Origin of the sequence: Vibrio sp. (assembly GCF_048266485.1) — a bacterium.
Classification (GTDB): domain Bacteria; phylum Pseudomonadota; class Gammaproteobacteria; order Enterobacterales; family Vibrionaceae; genus Vibrio.
In genome coordinates this window covers 248,793-266,810 of the sequence record NZ_JBLWZK010000001.1, presented here as the reverse complement: position 1 = coordinate 266,810, position 18,018 = coordinate 248,793, and the positions used below count along the sequence as shown (strand labels likewise).

The following is an 18,018-nucleotide window of genomic DNA, read 5'->3' as shown; positions in this document are numbered from 1 at the left end:
ATTGATGATTGAAAAGTGTTACCGACCGCTTGAAAACTGTTCATTTTTAGTCTTTTGGCGATAAACTCTATAGATAAAAGATAAAAGTAAACAACCAACAGCGGGAATAGCTAAGGCTGATACATTCATGCGCTGGAATGCCACATACCCTAAAAGGCCACCACTTAAGAATCCACAGATAATCACACTAAACATAACGAATTTTCTTTTATTAATTTCCTGGCCTTTTATTTTACTGCCTAACATCAATCCGAGGTCGGTAAAAATACCAGTTAAATGTGTAGTGCGAATAACTGCACCACTATATGTGGTTACCAATGCATTTTGTAAACCACAAGCCATTGAAGCTAGGCATAACCCCCAACTGATATGTTCGTGAAGTAAACTGGCTGAAAGAAACAACAATATTCCTTCCAACAACAAAACCAGATCATAATGCCGCCCTAACTTTAAGGATTCCCCAGAAATTAACACTCCTGAGATGGTTGAACCAATAACAAAACTACCTACTAAAGCGATTAAAAATACTGAGACTATAGGGCGTTCCAGCGCATTCACACCAATTTTCGTGACACTGCCTGATAAGTGAGAAATGGCTTGATGTTCAAAACCAAGCAAGCCGATGGCATTCACAAACCCCGCAATTAAGGCTAATGTGAACGCACCATATTCGACCCACTTCGGTAATTTGATAAACATAATCATCCTCTCAATAAATGACTGACAAGTGTACGCCTATTTATGCTTGATTGAATGATATGAATCAAACATATCACCAAGCATGATTTACGGTTGTAACCTATAGCATATAACGGTATAAATAATCGAATTATTTACTCATTTACATGGACGGAATTATGTTTGAAAAAGTACCTGCTGCACCTGCTGACCCGATTCTTGGTTTAACTGAAGAATTTAAGAATGATTCTCGCGCAACCAAAATCAACTTAGGTGTAGGTATCTACAAGAATGAAGAAGGTCAAACACCAGTATTAGCTACGGTTAAAAAAGCCGAAGCTGCATTACTTGAATCCGAGAAGACCAAATCTTACCTAACCATTGAAGGGACGGCCGAATATGGCGTTGCAGTACAAAAACTTCTTTTTGGTGCTGATTCAAAAATTGTGACTGATAAACTAGCAAAAACAGCTCAAGCACCAGGTGGCACAGGCGCACTTCGTGTAGCAGGCGAATTTATCAAACGTGAATTAAATGCAGACAAAATTTGGATCAGTAACCCAACGTGGGCTAACCACGTCGGCGTATTTACTGCTGCTGGCGTAGAAACCGCGCAATACAATTACTACAACGCTGAAACTCATGATAAAGATTTTGATGCAATGCTTACTAGTCTAGCTGATGCTCAAACTGGTGATGTAGTATTACTACACGGTTGCTGTCATAACCCAACAGGTATTGATCCTACGGCTGCTGAGTGGGAACAATTGGCGAAACTGTGTGCCGATAAAGGTCTACTCCCACTATTTGACTTTGCTTACCAAGGTTTTGCTAAAGGTGTTGAAGATGATGCTGCAGGTTTACGTACTTTCGCGCAATACTGCGATGAGATTCTAGTAGCAAGTTCATTCTCTAAAAACTTCGGTTTGTATAATGAACGTGTTGGTGCTTTTACACTAGTAGCTGCAACCAGTGAAACCGCGACCACTGCATTTTCTCAAGTGAAGAAGATCATTCGTTCAATCTACTCAACCCCCCCAGCTCATGGCGCAGCAGTTGTTACTCACATCTTAAACGATGAAACGCTACGTGCTGAATGGGAAAAAGAAGTCGCAGAAATGCGTGACCGTATTCAAGAAATGCGAACCCTTTTTGTTCAAACATTAAAAGATGAAGGTGTAACGCAAGACTTCAGCTTTATTGAAGCTCAAAATGGCATGTTCTCTTTCTCTGGTTTAAGCAAAGAACAAGTTGCACGCCTGAAAGACGAATTTGCGATTTACATTGTTGGCTCTGGACGTATCAGCGTTGCAGGTATGACAAAGTCGAACATGGGTCCACTATGTAAAGGCATTGCAGCGGTTTTATAAACACCCCACAATCCAACTCTTACTTTCAAAGGTCAGCCTCTGCTGGCCTTTTTTATTGGTATCTCATTTTAAATATTAATCTTAATCCTGAAATTTTTTAAATCTTAAGCCTGTCTCTTAGTTTATTCCTATCGATGTACTACCATCGAAACACATCAATACCATATGGAAATCTATATGTTAAAAAAACTATTATTACTTGCGAGTGCAATCATTCTAATTGGCTTGTTTTTCGCTTTCGATTTACAACATATTTTGACCTTAAATGGGTTAAAAGCTCGCATGGATGATTTTAGCAACTGGCAACAGCGTTCCCCTGTCTTGGTTGCGGCGAGCTTTTTTATCATTTATATCTTGATTACTGCATTATCACTTCCTGGTGCCGCTATTCTGACTCTCGCCGCAGGTGGACTATTTGGCTTAACCACTGGATTACTTATTGTCTCATTTGCTTCAACAATTGGCGCAACATTAGCATTTCTGGTATCCCGCTACTTACTACGCGACACCATTGAAAAGAAATTTTCATCTCGCTTAAAACCAATTAATCAAGGCATTGAGCGTGACGGTGCTTTTTATCTTTTCACTCTACGCCTTGTACCAATTTTCCCATTTTTCTTAATTAATTTATTGATGGGTCTAACCAAAATAAAAACCCTTACTTTTTACCTTGTCAGTCAAATAGGCATGCTCGCGGGTACAGCCGTTTATGTTAATGCAGGTACTCAGCTAGCTCAAATAGACAGTTTAAAAGGCATCCTGTCTATTGATCTTATTATTTCATTTGCTCTACTCGGGATCTTTCCATTCATTGCGAAATCGATTATTACTGCCATTCAGAAAAGACGTGTTTATGCGAAATGGAATAAACCCAACAAGTTTGATCGTAACATGATTGTGATTGGTGGCGGTGCTGCGGGACTCGTTAGTAGCTATATCGCCGCCACAGTCCGTGCGAAAGTCACGTTGATAGAAACACATAAAATGGGTGGTGATTGCTTAAATTACGGTTGTGTTCCTAGCAAAGCGATCATCAAGAGTGCAAAAGTTGCCGAGCAATTCAGACACGCGGAAAATTACGGTTTAGATAATCACGCTCCCACTTTTTCATTTAAGAAGGTAATGCAGCGTGTCCATGACGTTATCGCCCAAGTTGAGCCACATGACAGCATTGAACGGTATACTAGCTTGGGCGTTGAAGTTAAACAAGGTTACGCCAAAATCATCGACCCATGGACGGTAGAAATGACTCTACAAGATGGTTCGATAGAAAAACTCACCACTCGAAACATTGTAATTGCTACTGGTGCTCGACCATTTGTACCGCCACTACCAGGCTTAGAAGACGTTGGTTATGTCACTAGTGATACCTTATGGGAAACCTTTGTCGAACTCGATGCTCCGCCAAAACGACTGATCGTATTAGGTGGCGGCCCTATTGGTTGTGAACTATCACAAAGCTTTGCTCGTCTAGGCTCTAAGGTTATTCAAATTGAAATGGCCGATAGAATTATGCTGCGTGAAGATTTAGAAGTCTCCGAACTGGCGCATCAAGAACTCACCCAAAGTGGCGTGCAAATTCTTACCGGCCACAAGGCTTTAAGATGTGAAAAACGCGATAAGCAAAAAATCATCGTAGTCGAGCATCAAGGCGCTGAAATTGAAATCGAATTTGATCAACTACTTTGTGCGGTCGGTCGTTCTGCTCGCCTTGAAGGATATGGTTTGGAAGAACTAGGGATAGAAACGAATCGTACCGTGCAAACCAATGATTATTTAGAGACCTTGTACCCTAATATTTTTGCTGCTGGTGATATTGTCGGCCCTTACCAATTTACCCACGTTGCAGCACACCAAGCATGGTATGCCGCGGTTAACGCCTTATTTGGCAACCTCAAAAAATTCAAAGTTGATTATCGTGTGATCCCTTGGACAACATTTATTGATCCAGAAGTTGCTCGTGTTGGACTAAATGAAACCGAGGCTCAACAACAAGGCATCGATTACGAAGTCACTCGCTTTGAATTTGAAGAATTAGACCGAGCTATCGCCGAAAGTAGCACCAAAGGTTTTATTAAAGTCATCACCCCTAAAGGCAAAGATACTATTTTAGGTGTTACTATCGTTGCTCAACAAGCGGGCGACTTAATTGCTGAATTTGTGTTAGCAATGAAACACGGACTTGGGTTGAATAAAATACTCGGCACTATTCATGCTTACCCTACTTGGGCGGAAGGCAACAAATATGCAGCTGGCGAATGGAAAAAAGCCCATGCACCAGAAACCATTTTAAACTGGTTAGAAAAATACCACACATGGCGTAGAGGCTAGTTTAATAGGCGAAAAGATAGGCGAAATTTATTCGCCTATTGATGCAAACCTAACTGCAATTGATTAATTTTAGTTAACTAAAAAAGATATAATGATTAATGCTTTAGTTCATAAGCGTAATTGCCTATAGTTATTACAAATTCATAATACAATCGTGGTTCTTATGGAAGCCGAATTACAAGAAATTCAAAATTTTCTCGCTCAATTTCCCCCTTTTGATTCCCTACCGGAAGAAAAGCTCGCTTACGTAGCAAACAATACCGAAATTGCTTATTACCGAGAAAATACCCCTATCATCAAATTTGGTGACCATATTAAAGATTTATATATGGTCCGCTCTGGCGTGGTTGAAATTTACCGCCGTAAGGGTGAACTTTATAACCGTTTAGACGAAGGTGACATTTTCGGACAAATGGGATTATTGATGAACGGTAAAGTTCGTCTGCCTGCTACGGCAACCGCCGATTCTCTTATTTATTGTATTCCCGTTGATGTATTCAATGAACTATATGAAACTGAAGACACCTTTGCTGACTTCGTTGAAATTGAAAACCATGCACGATTACGTCAAGCACTTTCAGATAATAAGAATGCCAACGACTTAACCACTTCTAAAGTAAAAACCTTATTAACCCGTGAAGCCTTTAGTTTGGATAGGCATCAAACGATTCAAGCAGCAGCAAAATTGATGGCTGATGAAAATATCTCAGCGCTATTAATCACAGATGACTCCATCAATATTGACGAAGAAAATGATAACCAAGTGATTGGTATTATTACTGATCGTGATTTATGTACACGCGTACTAGCTGAAGGGTTAGATCCAAGTACAGAAGTCAGTGAAGTGATGTCCCATGAGCTGATCTCTCTTGATCACAACGCTTACATTTATGAAGCTATGCTATCAATGTTACGTTGTAATGTTCATCACCTACCTATTCTTAAAAATAAACAGCCTATCGGTATCATTGAGGTAGCGGATATCATTCGTTACGAATCACAAAATAGTCTACTACTGGTTAATCAAATATATCAGCAACAAAACATTGATGATTTGGTTTCGATTTCTGAGCAAGTAAAAGATTGCTTTGTTCGCTTAGTTCATGAAGATGCTAACTCACATATGGTGGGTAGTGCGATGGCAGTGATTGGACGCAGCTTTAAACAGCGTATTTTGGAATTAGCCGAAGAAGAATACGGTGAGCCACCAATTCCCTACTGTTTCCTTGCGTTAGGCTCGATGGCTAGAGATGAGCAGTTAATTGTAACCGACCAAGACAACGCAATTATTTTAGACAACAGCTATGATGAAGCGCTACACGGTGAGTATTTTGCCAAGCTGTCTGAGTTCGTCTGCCAAGGGCTTGCTCGCTGTGGTTATCACCTATGCACTGGTGACATCATGGCAACGAATCCAATGTGGCGTATGACGCGTACCGAATGGGAAGAATGTTTTGCTGACTGGATTGACAACCCCAATCCTAAAGCCTTATTAAACAGCTCTATCTTCTTTGATTTAGATGGCGTTTATGGCCGAGTAAAATGGGCAGAAAGCTTGAATGGCTTTATTGTTCGTCGGGCACGTAGAAATAATAAATTCTTAGCATGTCTTGCACGCAATGCGATTAATAGAACACCACCACTGGGCTTTTTCAAAGGCTTTGTAATGGAAAAAGATGGTCGTCACAACAACTCGATTAACCTGAAACGCCGTGGTACTGCCCCTCTAGCGGATCTTATTCGCGTACATGCCCTGGCTGTGGGTTCTCGTGCGCAAAATTCATTTGAACGTTTAGATGACATCATTGAAGCCGGCATTCTACCGAAAGGTCGTGCTGAAGATATTCAAGATGCGATGGAGTACATCTCCATGGTGCGCATACGTCACCAAGCATTAGATGTTGAAAATGAAATCGAGCCGGACAACAACATTGAACCGGACAATATGTCTGATTTTGAAAGACGTAACCTGAAAGATGCTTTCCAAATATTAAGTAATGCTCAGAACTTCTTAAAATATCGCTATCACGGTAATTCCTTTAAGAATGCCCCACCACCAGCGAAAAAGACGGAACCAATTCGTCGTAAGCGCTAATTTGGAGTGGATATGAAAAAGAAGACTGATAACAAATTGGCTTATTTGGATCCTAAGTTAACTTGGCAACAACACTTTGATCAGCAAGTTAAATCAGTAAAAGATTCACGTTTAAAACTCTTTTATCAAAGCGGCGTCATCGATCCCGAAACACCGCTATCAGAAGTCGAATTCGTCGCATTAGATTTTGAAACAACCGGTTTAGATATCGATAAAGACGGGATTATCAGCATAGGGTTAATTCCGTTTACCCTGCAAAGGATCTACTGTAAACAAAGTAAGCACTGGCTCGTAAAGCCGCGTAAGCCACTTAATGAAGATTCTGTGGTCATACATGGAATTACACACAGTGATTTATCTGACGCACCAGATCTAAGACGTATATTGGATGAGGTATTGGATTCATTGGCGGGAAAGATCGTCGTGGTTCATTATCAATACATTGAGCGTCAATTCTTTCATCGGGCATTAATGGAGCGGATCAACGAAGGTATTCTGTTTCCAATGGTGGACACTTTAGCCATTGAGTCTGAAGTACAGAAGCGAGCAGTCAGTGGTTGGTGGGATAAACTGCGTGGCAAAAAACCTGCATCGGTACGTTTAGGTTCTAGTCGTAGTCGTTATAACCTACCTGCCTATCAGCCTCACCATGCGCTTGTTGACGCTATTGCGACTGCTGAACTATTACAAGCACAGATTTATCACCATTACAGTCCAGAGACCCCAATTAAGGCCTTGTGGGTGTAATACACCTCTCCCTCAATTATTGTCTACATTGTAAAAATGTGACGTATACAAAAAAGGTTGGCGCGATGCCAACCTTTTTAATATCTAATATTTAGCTAGATGCTATTTCTTCACTGGCTTCGGCTCAGTTCGCATACCTAGTACTAGGCTAATACACATAATGATTAGCACGAATACAAATGGTAATGCTGTCGAGATTGCTGCCGCTTGTAGTGCACCAATGGCATTTGAACCACCAACCCACAATAACGCCATCGCAACCGCACCTTCAATGAAAGCCCAGAACATACGCTGAGGAACAGGCGCATCAACCTTACCACCAGCAGTAATACTGTCGATAACCAAAGAACCTGAGTCTGAAGAACTGATAAAGAATACCAGCACTAAACAAACTGCAAGCATTGAGATAATTTGACTAAATGGTAGTGCGTCAAACATTTCAAACATTGCCATTGTGGCATCATGGAAACCTTGCTCACCTAGCATACCAACTTTATTAATCAGTTGGTCAATACCAATACCACCGAAAGTACCCATCCAAACAACAGTAATAATTGTTGGAATTAGTAGAACTGCCGTTAAAAACTCACGGACTGTACGGCCACGAGAAACACGTGCGATAAACATACCTACAAATGGTGACCATGACATCCACCACGCCCAGTAGAATACAGTCCAACCATGCATCCAATCTTCATCAGGACGATTGAATGGATTTGAAAGTGGGATGATGTTTTCTACGTAGCTCATAAAGGTTTCTGGAATAGTATGAGACACAATTGAAAAACTCACACCACCAACAAACACCAGTAGAATAAAGGCAGCAACCATGTTGATATTACTAACTAGCTTTACGCCACCGTCGATACCACGGTATACCGAAATACCCGCTAACACGGTCACTGCAGCGATAACAATAAGTTGTAATCCAACGCCAGAATCAATACCAAAAATATGTCCGATACCACTGGCTGCTTGTTGAGCACCAAACCCTAATGAGGTTGCGAGGCCAAACAAAGTCGCCAATACTGCGATAATATCGATGATATGACCAGCCCAACCCCATGCGCGGTCACCTAAAATAGGATAAAAAACCGAACGAATAGAAAGCGGTAAACCTTTGTTATAAGTAAAGAATGCCAATGACAATGCCACTACAGCATAAATAGCCCAAGGGTGTAATCCCCAGTGATACATTGTTGCACCTAACGCCAAGCGCTGCGCTTCAGGCGTATTTGCAGCAACATTTAATGGAGTACCATACCAATCGGTAAAGTAAGCGGCAGGTTCTGCAACACTCCAGAACATCAAACCAATACCCATACCTGCAGCAAATAGCATTGCTAACCACGATAAGTATGAGTGCTCTGCTTTTGCATCATCACCACCTAAGCGAATTTTACCGAATGGTGAGACGATCATGCCTAAACAAAACAATACAAAAAAGTTGCCTGCTAAAATAAATAGTGAATCAAAATTATTAATGATTGAATTCTTAACACCATCTAATGCCGATTTAGCGGTTACTGGATCAGTCACTAACACTGCAATAATAAAAAGAATAGTCAACCCAGCGCTGGTGGTAAATACGGCGTTATGGACATCAAACCCCCACTTTTGAACATTATCTTGTCCAATCGTATAGTCGGTGCTGTCTATACTGTATTTATCTATACCCTTAGTCATAAAACCTCGTCCATCTGTGACAATATTGTGCTTAGTGTCGTATTAAATAGTTTACTCATTAAGCAATAAAACGTTAAGCACACAAAATTGATAAGGTTAGATCCTAACCTTGATCGAAAAAATATTCACTAAAACCCGATAAAAACCAACTTAATTGGTTATTTATTGTACTTAAAAGGCAATTTTTTAACAGTTTCACCAGATATATTAACATTACAATGATAACTCACTTTTGTTTTGCCAATTAAACAACACACTAACGCAATTATAACAAGCCATGTTCAACAGCGTATTTAGTCCGTTCTTCTATCAAATTTAAATTTAGTTTGTGCTTAATGTTTTGTCTATGTGTTTCAACGGTTCGATCACTAATATTCAATACTTTAGCAATTTTATTGCTACTTTATCCTTGATCAACCAATGTTAAAATTGTTTCTTCACGTCGACTTAATGGTTTCAACTTATGTTTTATGATTGATGCTTTTTGAGTAAATAACGTCTGTGTAACCGATTCACAAAAATAGGTCGAACCTTGAAAAACAGTTTAATCGCTTGAATGAGCTTATCGGAGAAAATATCTTGACTTAATTGAGTATATGAGGGCACAAAAAAAGCCTTCCTACTCAGAAAGTAGAAAGACTATTCTTGATGACTTTGTTTTACGACTAAGGCAATTCAGTGAGATTACAAGTGCATGAGATCCCATGATCTTAATTTACCTAAGAGGTTGGGCCGAATGAACGCCCTAAACAAAGCCGTAGCTTCAAGTTCGAAGGGTATAACCTTAAGCTAGTTTATAAATGACTTTATTACCAGCAACTTGCTCTTTCACTACTAGGTTTTCTTCAACTAGCTTTTTCAAACCGCCCGTTGCCCAAGCTGCTGCTTTTGCATCTTCTTGACCAGCCTCTAGACCAATTGCTTTAGGGCTGATACCGTCAGCATTAGCTGATACGATGTCTAATACTTGTTGCTGTTTAGGAGTCAGTTTTACATCTTGAGATGCTTCTACTGCCGCTTCAACCGCAGCACTGGCAACTTTTTCAACTTTCGCTGCTGCTGATTTAGTTTTAGCAACCGCTTTCTCTGCTTCTGGCTTAACTGCTTTTACTGTTTTTTCAGCAGCCGCTTTTGTTGCTTTGATTTTCTTTTTAAGTTTAAGTTGTACGTTGCGCTTATGTGCAAGTCTCATTGAAGTTCTCCACAAGTCACTAATTTTAGTGTGGTAAAAATGTTGGACGGTGTTATAACAAAATATAAATCAAATTTACAGCCATTGCCTAAAAAACAGCCTAATTTAATCGAAATTAGTCTAATTGAAGTGAAGATCTGTTATTTTTGCTATTTTGAACACAATCGAACAAGCTTAAATGCATTATTTTGAATTTGCTTTTTATAAGCCTTTATATTTCTCGATTCTTTGACAGGAGTGGTATGCCAACCAAACACCTATTCTACCCACAACCTCGTTTACCTATTTGGAGCCAATATTTTTTATGGGCTTGCCTTCTTATAGTTTCATTTGCCATTGATAGTCAACTAAATAGTAAAGTTGCCGGTCTATTTTTTCTTACTTGTTTAATTATCGGCTTAGCCATTAAGCATTATGTCTATGGTCAAAAATTAGGATTTACCCTTACCGAAACGCATTTTCAGCAGCACTTATATAAGGGTGGTTGGGTATTACGTTGGCATAATATAAAAAGAATCGACACACTAGATTATAGTATTCAAGGTTGGACGACATCGATGCCTTGGATAGGTATTGAGATCAAAGATTATCAAACTTTCATCAATACGATTAGCCCTAAAGTCATTACGCAAATACTGCTGCATCAACGTAGCTTACTTTTCCTAGGTCTCAAACAGCATGGCCAACAACATGAACTGGAAGATCACATCATTAATGACAAGCCTTTTCTATATTCAGATGGGAGTAACGTGAAAGGCCTAAAAGCCATGCTTGCCAATAGAATGAAGATTCAAAAACAGTTGTGGGGTTATGATTTATTTATTAGTGAAAGTGATGTTATTACATCAAAAGAAGAGTTTGTAGGCTTGGCTCGCCGCTATCTTGCGGCAAGCCATAGTGACGCTAGTCTTTAATATGCACTTTTCCTAATAAAGTGGCATTTCGTCAGCAACAAATGGATTGGATTTTCTTTCTTGACCAAATGTTGATTCAGGACCATGACCCGGAATAAAACGCACATCATTACCTAGTGGCCATAATTTGGTTTTAATGCTGTTAATCAAGGTCGTATAATCCCCTTTAGGAAAATCAGTACGACCAATCGCGCCATTGAATAGAACATCTCCAACAAAGGCAATGTTGGCAGACTTACTAAACAAAATAACATGTCCTGGAGTGTGTCCCGGTGTATGAATCACGTCTAATGACTCTTCGCCAAACTGAATTACGTCACCTTCTTGTAGCCATTGTGTTGGCTCAAACGGGTCGATAGGTGGGAAACCAAACATTTGGCTTTGATTCATAAGACCTTGTAGCCAAAATGCATCATCAATATGCGGCCCGATAACAGGGACACTCATTTTCGCTTTCAATTCTGGCGTTCCGCCAACATGATCTAAATGCCCATGTGTCAGTACGATTTTTTCTAACGTCACACCAAGGGTATTAATAATCGTCACTAGATGATTGACTTCACCACCGGGATCAACGATCACTCCTTTCATGGTTTGATCGCACCATACTATTGAACAGTTTTGTTGAAAAGGAGTGACAGGGACTGATTGATATTGAAGGCTCATTGGGGATTTCTCTAACGATTCAAATTTTCGAAACTATGCCAGTTAAGTATAAAATTAGCAATCTTAGCAAACCCCCACCCTTTCTATTCTACTATTGAGGTAGATACTGAATCACCATATTGGCTTGCGACCATATCTTCCATTGGCCATTTTCTTTCTTGAAAACGACTAAAATTTGCATTCGGTTATTCGCGAACACTGCCCCTGAAACTTTGGTTGTTTCTAACCATAATTTTGCATAAGCATATTCATTATCTTCACCTACAAATTGAAAATCTTGTAGTTGATAGTCTAATTCATAATTATCGAAGATCGGTAATAGCACTTGCTGAGTTTGTGGATAGGATAGAGACTGAGAATGCATAGTATTCATATAATCTGCTATTTTTTCATTTTTAGTAGCGGTAAGATTATCTTGTAAAACTTGATAAACTTCCTGACTAGTATCCGCTAAAGCTTTGACCGAAAACAACATCGACAATAAAAGCCAGTAACATCTAAATTTTACGTTCATATATTTTCCTTGATTATTTGGGTATAGCTGTCCAATGGTTATCCCATAAAATATGGGATTGGTTAGCACGCGTTTTTTCTAATCGTAATCGTTTAATCGTTTCTCCCGAACCGGAACTAATATAAAAATAACCATTGTGTGAAATCGCACCAGACGCGCCAGTTAAACTGTTTAGCTCTAACAATTGATTTTGTGATATAGACCATATACCGTAACAATTGCCCGGCGGAGACGTTGCTAGAACATAATCATCAACCACGGCAATGCTAGCAATATAATGATTAAATCTTGCCCATTCTTCCGGTTCAGCATTTAAGTTGGTTAATTCTCCCCCGACTTCTTGCATGGCGATGAGTGCGGGGTAATCATCAGGTTCACCTCGGTACTGCTGACCGCATAGAACAACACCATCATGGTTATACCCCAAATGACGAATACTCAGCTTTTTATCGCTAAGTCCTACTTGACTGGTTATGACTCCGTTGCGATTCATTCGTGTCAAACTTGGCTGCATTGTCTCTAAATTGAGTGGTTCTCTGCCTTGGGTATGTACACCACCAACGCCAACAGCATAACTTCCATCATCTAATCGAATAATTTCATGCGGTCCAATGCCGATACCATGCCATTCATCCACTTTTTGATATTCTGCCGCCACATCATAAACACCAATCAGTCCTTGGCTTGTATCACGAACACCTTCCGTTGCGAGCAACCAACGTCCATCTTGGCTAAATACACCATGACCGTAAAAGTGACGGTCTTGAGACGCATGAATCAAAGTTTTCTTTTCACCCGTCAAATAGTCAAACACTTGGAAAAAATGCCCTGGGCGACGAGCAAAAGCTACGGCATCAGTAAAGCCCATCGTACTTTCCTGACTAATTGCTACACCATGTGCTCGGTCAGGCAGCGATAATTTAAAAATGGCGTTGCCTTGCCAATCAGCGACTACCGTGTAGTACTGTTTATTATTCCCTAATGCATTTCCAATGAGTACTGGTTGTGAATAACTGGCTTCAGAAAAAACTTTTAAGCTGAAACCTGCAGCAGAGCCTACTCCTGTAAGTGCTGCTAATATCAATAACTGTCTTCGTTTGAGATCAATTGGAGAATGATTACTCATAGGCCCTTAATCTCCATCTGTGGAGTTAAACCCAACCACAATCCCTAATTCAACGGCAGCTTCATCATGAAATAAATATTTAAGTCGCTGTAGTTTATTTTGTTGCGTTAATGCTTCTCGGTAACCATCTTTGGTTTGCAACATATCAAATAAGCTTGCTTGAGCCGGCCAAGTCTCTAGGGTTTGCTTAAATTGCGACTCGAGGCGGTCGGCTAAATCGCTTAAGCCTTTTTCTCTCAATAAACGATCAAATCCAGCACCTTCGGCTAAATACAGTTTATATAAAGCATCTATATTCGATTTCATTAATGCTAATGATTGTTTAGAACGCCAACTCTCTGAAAAGTAAGCCCTTGGATGTCCAATTTTTGCTAAAGGTCGCTGTATTTTTTGTAATAAGAAATCGAGTTGATTCATAATAAGCCCCAGATATTCAGCTGGCCACTGAGACTCAGGTAAAGCTTTCCACGGATTGTCTTGCCATGCGGCATTGATCTCTTCTGCATGATTGGTCAAGTTATCGCTAATTGATAAAGCAAGTTGGCAATAGGATTTATCTTGACGAGAAAACTCGGAATGTTCATCAAATAATAACCACTCCATTGCCCCTAAGCCCTGCACTGTCACGCTTTGCTCTTTTATCGATTCAACTCGCCATAAATCTGGATTTTGTAAAATCTGATTCATTTTTCTACCAGTGATATCTTTTTTATCTGGCCAAAATTGAATCGTCCAACTGAGATCGAGCGCTTTCTTTGGCCCTTTACCTTGTCCTTGTAATGGCATCCAACTATGCATGGTCTCCAACCAGCTCACTTGTACCGTCGCAAGCTTTTCAACTGAATCCGCCTGACAATATTGATTCAATACTTGATTCAGTGTGTTTGTGTGATTTAAAAACGCTTGAGTCTTCTGTTGTTCATACCGTAGAACAGAGATTTGAGAAGTGCTTTTTGATATATCGCTACTCTGGTCTTTATCAAAGGACATTCCATAATAGGTAACGCTTCCGACCAATACACAACTAGTCACAGCTAAAATGATCTTATTCATATTTAGTCCGTTATCTTAAAGAGAGTTTAAAAATGCAATTAATGCATCTCGATCTGATTTGTTTAATTGCATCACTTTTTGTTTGCTCAATTCAGCTTCTCCACCATGCCACACAATCGCTTCCATCAAGTTTCGGGCGCGCCCATCATGCAAAAAGTATTGGTGACCACTGACCTCTTCTGTATAACCAATTCCCCAAAGTGGTGGGGTTCGCCATTCTTGGCCATTCGCAAGAAACTCAGGGCGATTATCTGCCAACCCTTCACCCATATCATGTAAGAGTAAGTCACTATAGGGATGAATAGTTTGTTCTGACAAAGAAGGAAGCTCATCACGCTTAGCTGTTTTTAATTCTGGAATGTGGCAAGAGGCACAATCAAGCTCAGCAAATAAGACTTGTCCACGTTGAACAGCAGGGTCATTGGTATTACGACGAATTGGTACAGCAAGGTGTTGTGAATAAAATTCGACAAATTTCATGATCTTATTACTCACTTCTGCATTTTCACTATCTGCACTATTCCCATTTGGTAACTCAGAACAAATGGTTTGTTTTGGTGAGCAGTTTTCATTGGGAAACAATGTGCTGGTTAAACCGAGATCACCATTAAAGGCGGCTGCATTTTGTTGGTTCAAAGTTGGCTGTCCTGCCTTCCAACCAAATCGCCCCACCTCTGTGGATTATGTTTGTACATTCCAGACTTGGTTTAATTTACCTGAAACCCCTTGGCCACCTTTTAACTGTTGCTCCGCAATATGTTCCAGTGTTTCAACTGGAATCGATTCCAATAATCCTAAACCAATCATTGGAGGGGCAACGCGTGCCGATAACATAGTCTCTGGGTGTAATTCACCATAATTTAAATCATGCAAAGTTAAGTGAGGTTTTCTTAGTTCAATTTCTTCACCATCTTTAAAGCTTAATTTAAATGTTCCATATTCAATTTTCACTTTGCCTTCAGGCTTAGCGTTAGGAATGGCAAAATCTTCAAGTTGATCGCCATAAGTCGGTTCAGGAATGACTCCCGATATGATCACTTGTTGTTTTTGATTTGCGGTTAATGCTGGAATGCTCATTCTTACTAGCATAGAGACCACTTGATCTTCGCCTTCTTCTGGCGGATGGCCTCTCCCGTCTTTGATATGGCAATTCTGGCAACCATTGGTATTAAATAACGGCCCTAAACCATCACGTGCATCCGTCGTTGCCGGTGCTTGTACCCAAGGGTTACGAAAAAAACTATTACCGACACTAAAATCTAAACGCTTTGAGATAGGTAAATTATTAGCAGGCATGGAATAGGCATTGTTACCTTGCTTATTTGTACTGGTATCACCACCAGATTTAACACCATAAGCAGAGGTAGTAAATGGAAAGAGTAAACATGTAAATGTGAGGATAAAAGAAGGTTTCATGGTACATCCTGTAAGGGCTCATTTTTAGAGCCCTTGTCCATTTTCTATTGATTAAAACTCGTGATCCGCATTATCTGGAGTCAAGCTGGTCACTCCAACTAAACCAGCTGCTTTTTCAATCGCTTCTGTTTGTTTTACTAATGAGTTAATCGCGTTATTGACTAATTCATTTCCAGATTTATTATTCGCCGCAATTAGCTGATCAAAATGTTGATTATTATTTTCAGCAGACTCAACCAATTTATGAACACTGGCGCGCGTCTCTTCAAACTGTTTTGCTATTGTATCTGCCGCAGCTTTATCTTTATCAGCAACGAGATCTTTAATGCTGGCACCCTTCACTTCACTCCCATCAACTCGTGTATAAGAGCCGTTAAATACGTTATAAATCCCTTGTTCATTATAGAAATGCGAGTTATGTGTATTATCTGAGAAACAGTCATGCTCATCTTCTGTAGAGTTGGCTTCTAATGCCACTTTCATACGTTCACCAGCAAGCTCACCCAATGATAACGAACCCATTCCAAATAGCATTTTACGCAAACCTTCTTCAGCAGGTTGTTGTAATAAAGCGCTACGGTAATTATCTTTACCTTCTGCCGCCCATTGACCTTTCATCCAATCCAGATCTTGAACGAGAAGCTGTGAAGCTGCAGATAAATATTGAGCACGGCGCTCACAGTGACCATTAGTACAGCCTTCGCCTTGGATATAATCGGTATAAGAACGTTCACCAGCACCGGCTTCCGTACCGTGTAGATCTTGTCCCCATAATAAAAATTCAATGGCGTGATAACCCGTCGCAACGTTCGCTTCAGAACCAGCGAGTTCATTTAAACTTGCCAATAATTCTGGTGTGATTGTAGAGGCGTCAATTTTGTCTGCGCCCACTTGAATGGTTTTGTTTGCAATAATATTGGCTTGAGCACCTTCATTGCCTAATTCGTGATGGTAACCATCTGCAACATAATCAATTAAGCCTTCATCAAGTGGCCATGCGTTTAACTGCCCTTCCCAATCATCTACGATGGCATTACCAAAACGAAAAGTTTCTGATTGTTGATAAGGAACACGCGAAGCCAACCAAGCTTTGCGTGCTTGTTCTAAAGTGTCAGCTGAAGGTTTTTCAATTAAAGCATCAATAGCTGTTTGTAATTGCTGAGCTGTAATATATGCATCATCAAAGACAGCATAAGCAATATTGGCGTAGTTCGAAACCACATCTTTCGGTACGGATGCAGCAAAAGCGGTATTGCCTGTCACTAGAAGGCTTGAAATGATCAGTGAAGAAGTTCGAATATTAAGCATGTCTCATCCTTGTATAAATCACACGAGTGAAAATCATTATCACTTGCAGTTGGGTTTGAGAATAATACTTACTTACAAGTTTTTTACAACTGTTAAGCATAAAAAAGGCCTCTACAATGAGAGGCCAGAGGGGCTGTTGTTCTTTGATGGTTAAATTTTATTCAATATAAAAGTTTTTTGGTCATTTTTACTATGTTCTCGGCTTAGTCGTGCAGGCTAGCTACACGACTAAGCCTATACTTTGTAAGCAACTCGCAGCGAAAATTATAACCAAGGACCCACAGTTCTTAAGGATTAATCAATCAAATTTAAGTCGATGTTTGCCGTGTGAAGCTTTAGCTTTAAGATAGTTTTCATTGTCATGTTTGATATGCACATGAGTTGGAATCACTTCTTCAAGCTCAATCCCAAACTCTTGAAGCTCTTTCATTTTTTTCGGATTATTAGTGATCAACTTTATTTTCAAAATGCCTAGCGCTTTCAGCATTTGTGCCGCTTCAGAAAAATCACGTAAATCATCGCCAAAGCCTAAATGATTATTCGCTTCGTAAGTATTCATGCCTTGACTTTGTAAGCGATAAGCATCAATTTTATTATATAGGCCAATCCCACGCCCTTCTTGACGTAGATACAATAAAATCCCGCCATTCTGTCCCATTTTCTCAACAGTTTCATCTAGTTGCTCACCACAATCACAACGCGATGAATGAAAAACATCACCCGTTAAACATTCTGAATGCATACGAACTAAAGGCGCTTGGGGGGTTTTATCTGCTGATTTAAAAATAATTGCGATATGTTCTTTATCCGTTTTTAAGCCTGTAAAGGACAATATTTCAGCATCAATTTCGCTTTTTTTACCTACTTTTAAATCCACTCTGGCACGAACTTCCGCCATATTCTTTCTCACTTATTCTTATAA

General features: G+C 39.9%; 14 protein-coding genes and 2 pseudogenes. 5 read left to right on the top strand and 11 right to left on the bottom strand.

Going from position 1 to position 18,018, the window contains the following annotated elements:
* Positions 1-18: 18 nt before the first annotated feature.
* Positions 19-699, bottom strand: a complete 681-nt coding sequence (locus ACN0T8_RS01235) for a YoaK family protein (protein ID WP_417878862.1) — start codon at positions 697-699, stop codon at positions 19-21.
* A gap of 158 nt (positions 700-857) precedes the next feature.
* On the opposite strand from ACN0T8_RS01235, the gene ACN0T8_RS01230 reads away from it, so the two are divergent.
* The 4 genes from ACN0T8_RS01230 to ACN0T8_RS01215 all read left to right on the top strand — a co-directional run bounded on the left by ACN0T8_RS01230 (position 858) and on the right by ACN0T8_RS01215 (position 7,221).
* Positions 858-2,048, top strand: a complete 1,191-nt coding sequence (locus ACN0T8_RS01230) for an amino acid aminotransferase (RefSeq protein ID WP_417878861.1) — start codon at positions 858-860, stop codon at positions 2,046-2,048.
* Positions 2,049-2,225: 177 nt separating this feature from the next.
* Positions 2,226-4,379 carry an FAD-dependent oxidoreductase gene (locus tag ACN0T8_RS01225; RefSeq protein ID WP_417878860.1) on the top strand — a complete coding sequence of 718 codons (2,154 nt, stop codon included), beginning with the start codon at positions 2,226-2,228 and terminating at the stop codon, positions 4,377-4,379.
* A gap of 163 nt (positions 4,380-4,542) precedes the next feature.
* Positions 4,543-6,474, top strand: coding sequence for a DUF294 nucleotidyltransferase-like domain-containing protein (locus tag ACN0T8_RS01220; protein WP_417878858.1), 1,932 nt, complete (start codon positions 4,543-4,545; stop codon positions 6,472-6,474).
* 12 nt (positions 6,475-6,486) lie between these two features.
* The gene (locus ACN0T8_RS01215; RefSeq protein WP_417878857.1) at positions 6,487-7,221 is read left to right on the top strand and encodes a 3'-5' exonuclease; all 735 of its coding nucleotides are present in this window, start codon (positions 6,487-6,489) and stop codon (positions 7,219-7,221) included.
* Between the two features lie 102 nt (positions 7,222-7,323).
* On the opposite strand, the gene ACN0T8_RS01210 is transcribed toward ACN0T8_RS01215, so the two are convergent.
* The 3 genes and pseudogenes from ACN0T8_RS01210 to ACN0T8_RS01200 all read right to left on the bottom strand — a co-directional run bounded on the left by ACN0T8_RS01210 (position 7,324) and on the right by ACN0T8_RS01200 (position 10,099).
* A complete protein-coding gene (locus tag ACN0T8_RS01210; RefSeq protein WP_417878856.1) occupies positions 7,324-8,907 on the bottom strand; it encodes a BCCT family transporter in 1,584 nt (527 codons plus the stop codon).
* A 265-nt stretch (positions 8,908-9,172) separates the two neighbouring features.
* Positions 9,173-9,489, bottom strand: a pseudogene (locus ACN0T8_RS01205) (response regulator transcription factor); the annotation flags it as partial.
* 202 nt (positions 9,490-9,691) lie between these two features.
* Positions 9,692-10,099 (bottom strand): MarR family transcriptional regulator, encoded by a 408-nt coding sequence (locus ACN0T8_RS01200; protein ID WP_417878855.1) that lies wholly within the window; start codon positions 10,097-10,099, stop codon positions 9,692-9,694.
* A 242-nt stretch (positions 10,100-10,341) separates the two neighbouring features.
* On the opposite strand from ACN0T8_RS01200, the gene ACN0T8_RS01195 reads away from it, so the two are divergent.
* Positions 10,342-11,013 carry a DUF2982 domain-containing protein gene (locus tag ACN0T8_RS01195; protein ID WP_417878854.1) on the top strand — a complete coding sequence of 224 codons (672 nt, stop codon included), beginning with the start codon at positions 10,342-10,344 and terminating at the stop codon, positions 11,011-11,013.
* Between the two features lie 12 nt (positions 11,014-11,025).
* Here ACN0T8_RS01195 and ACN0T8_RS01190 read toward each other — a convergent pair whose 3' ends face one another.
* The 7 genes and pseudogenes from ACN0T8_RS01190 to ACN0T8_RS01160 form a co-directional block, all read right to left on the bottom strand.
* Positions 11,026-11,679 carry an MBL fold metallo-hydrolase gene (locus tag ACN0T8_RS01190; protein WP_417878853.1) on the bottom strand — a complete coding sequence of 218 codons (654 nt, stop codon included), beginning with the start codon at positions 11,677-11,679 and terminating at the stop codon, positions 11,026-11,028.
* Positions 11,680-11,770: 91 nt separating this feature from the next.
* Positions 11,771-12,193 carry a hypothetical protein gene (locus ACN0T8_RS01185; protein ID WP_417878852.1) on the bottom strand — a complete coding sequence of 141 codons (423 nt, stop codon included), beginning with the start codon at positions 12,191-12,193 and terminating at the stop codon, positions 11,771-11,773.
* Between the two features lie 13 nt (positions 12,194-12,206).
* Positions 12,207-13,319, bottom strand: coding sequence for a DUF1513 domain-containing protein (locus ACN0T8_RS01180; RefSeq protein ID WP_417878851.1), 1,113 nt, complete (start codon positions 13,317-13,319; stop codon positions 12,207-12,209).
* 6 nt (positions 13,320-13,325) lie between these two features.
* A complete protein-coding gene (locus tag ACN0T8_RS01175; RefSeq protein WP_417878850.1) occupies positions 13,326-14,372 on the bottom strand; it encodes an imelysin family protein in 1,047 nt (348 codons plus the stop codon).
* Between the two features lie 15 nt (positions 14,373-14,387).
* Positions 14,388-15,788: pseudogene (locus ACN0T8_RS01170) on the bottom strand (di-heme oxidoredictase family protein).
* 51 nt (positions 15,789-15,839) lie between these two features.
* Entirely contained in the window at positions 15,840-17,096 is a 1,257-nt protein-coding gene (locus ACN0T8_RS01165; protein ID WP_417878849.1) for an imelysin family protein, read from the bottom strand.
* Between the two features lie 298 nt (positions 17,097-17,394).
* Complete coding sequence (locus ACN0T8_RS01160) at positions 17,395-17,994, bottom strand: GTP cyclohydrolase II (RefSeq protein WP_417878848.1); 600 nt, start codon at positions 17,992-17,994, stop codon at positions 17,395-17,397.
* Positions 17,995-18,018 lie beyond the last annotated feature (24 nt).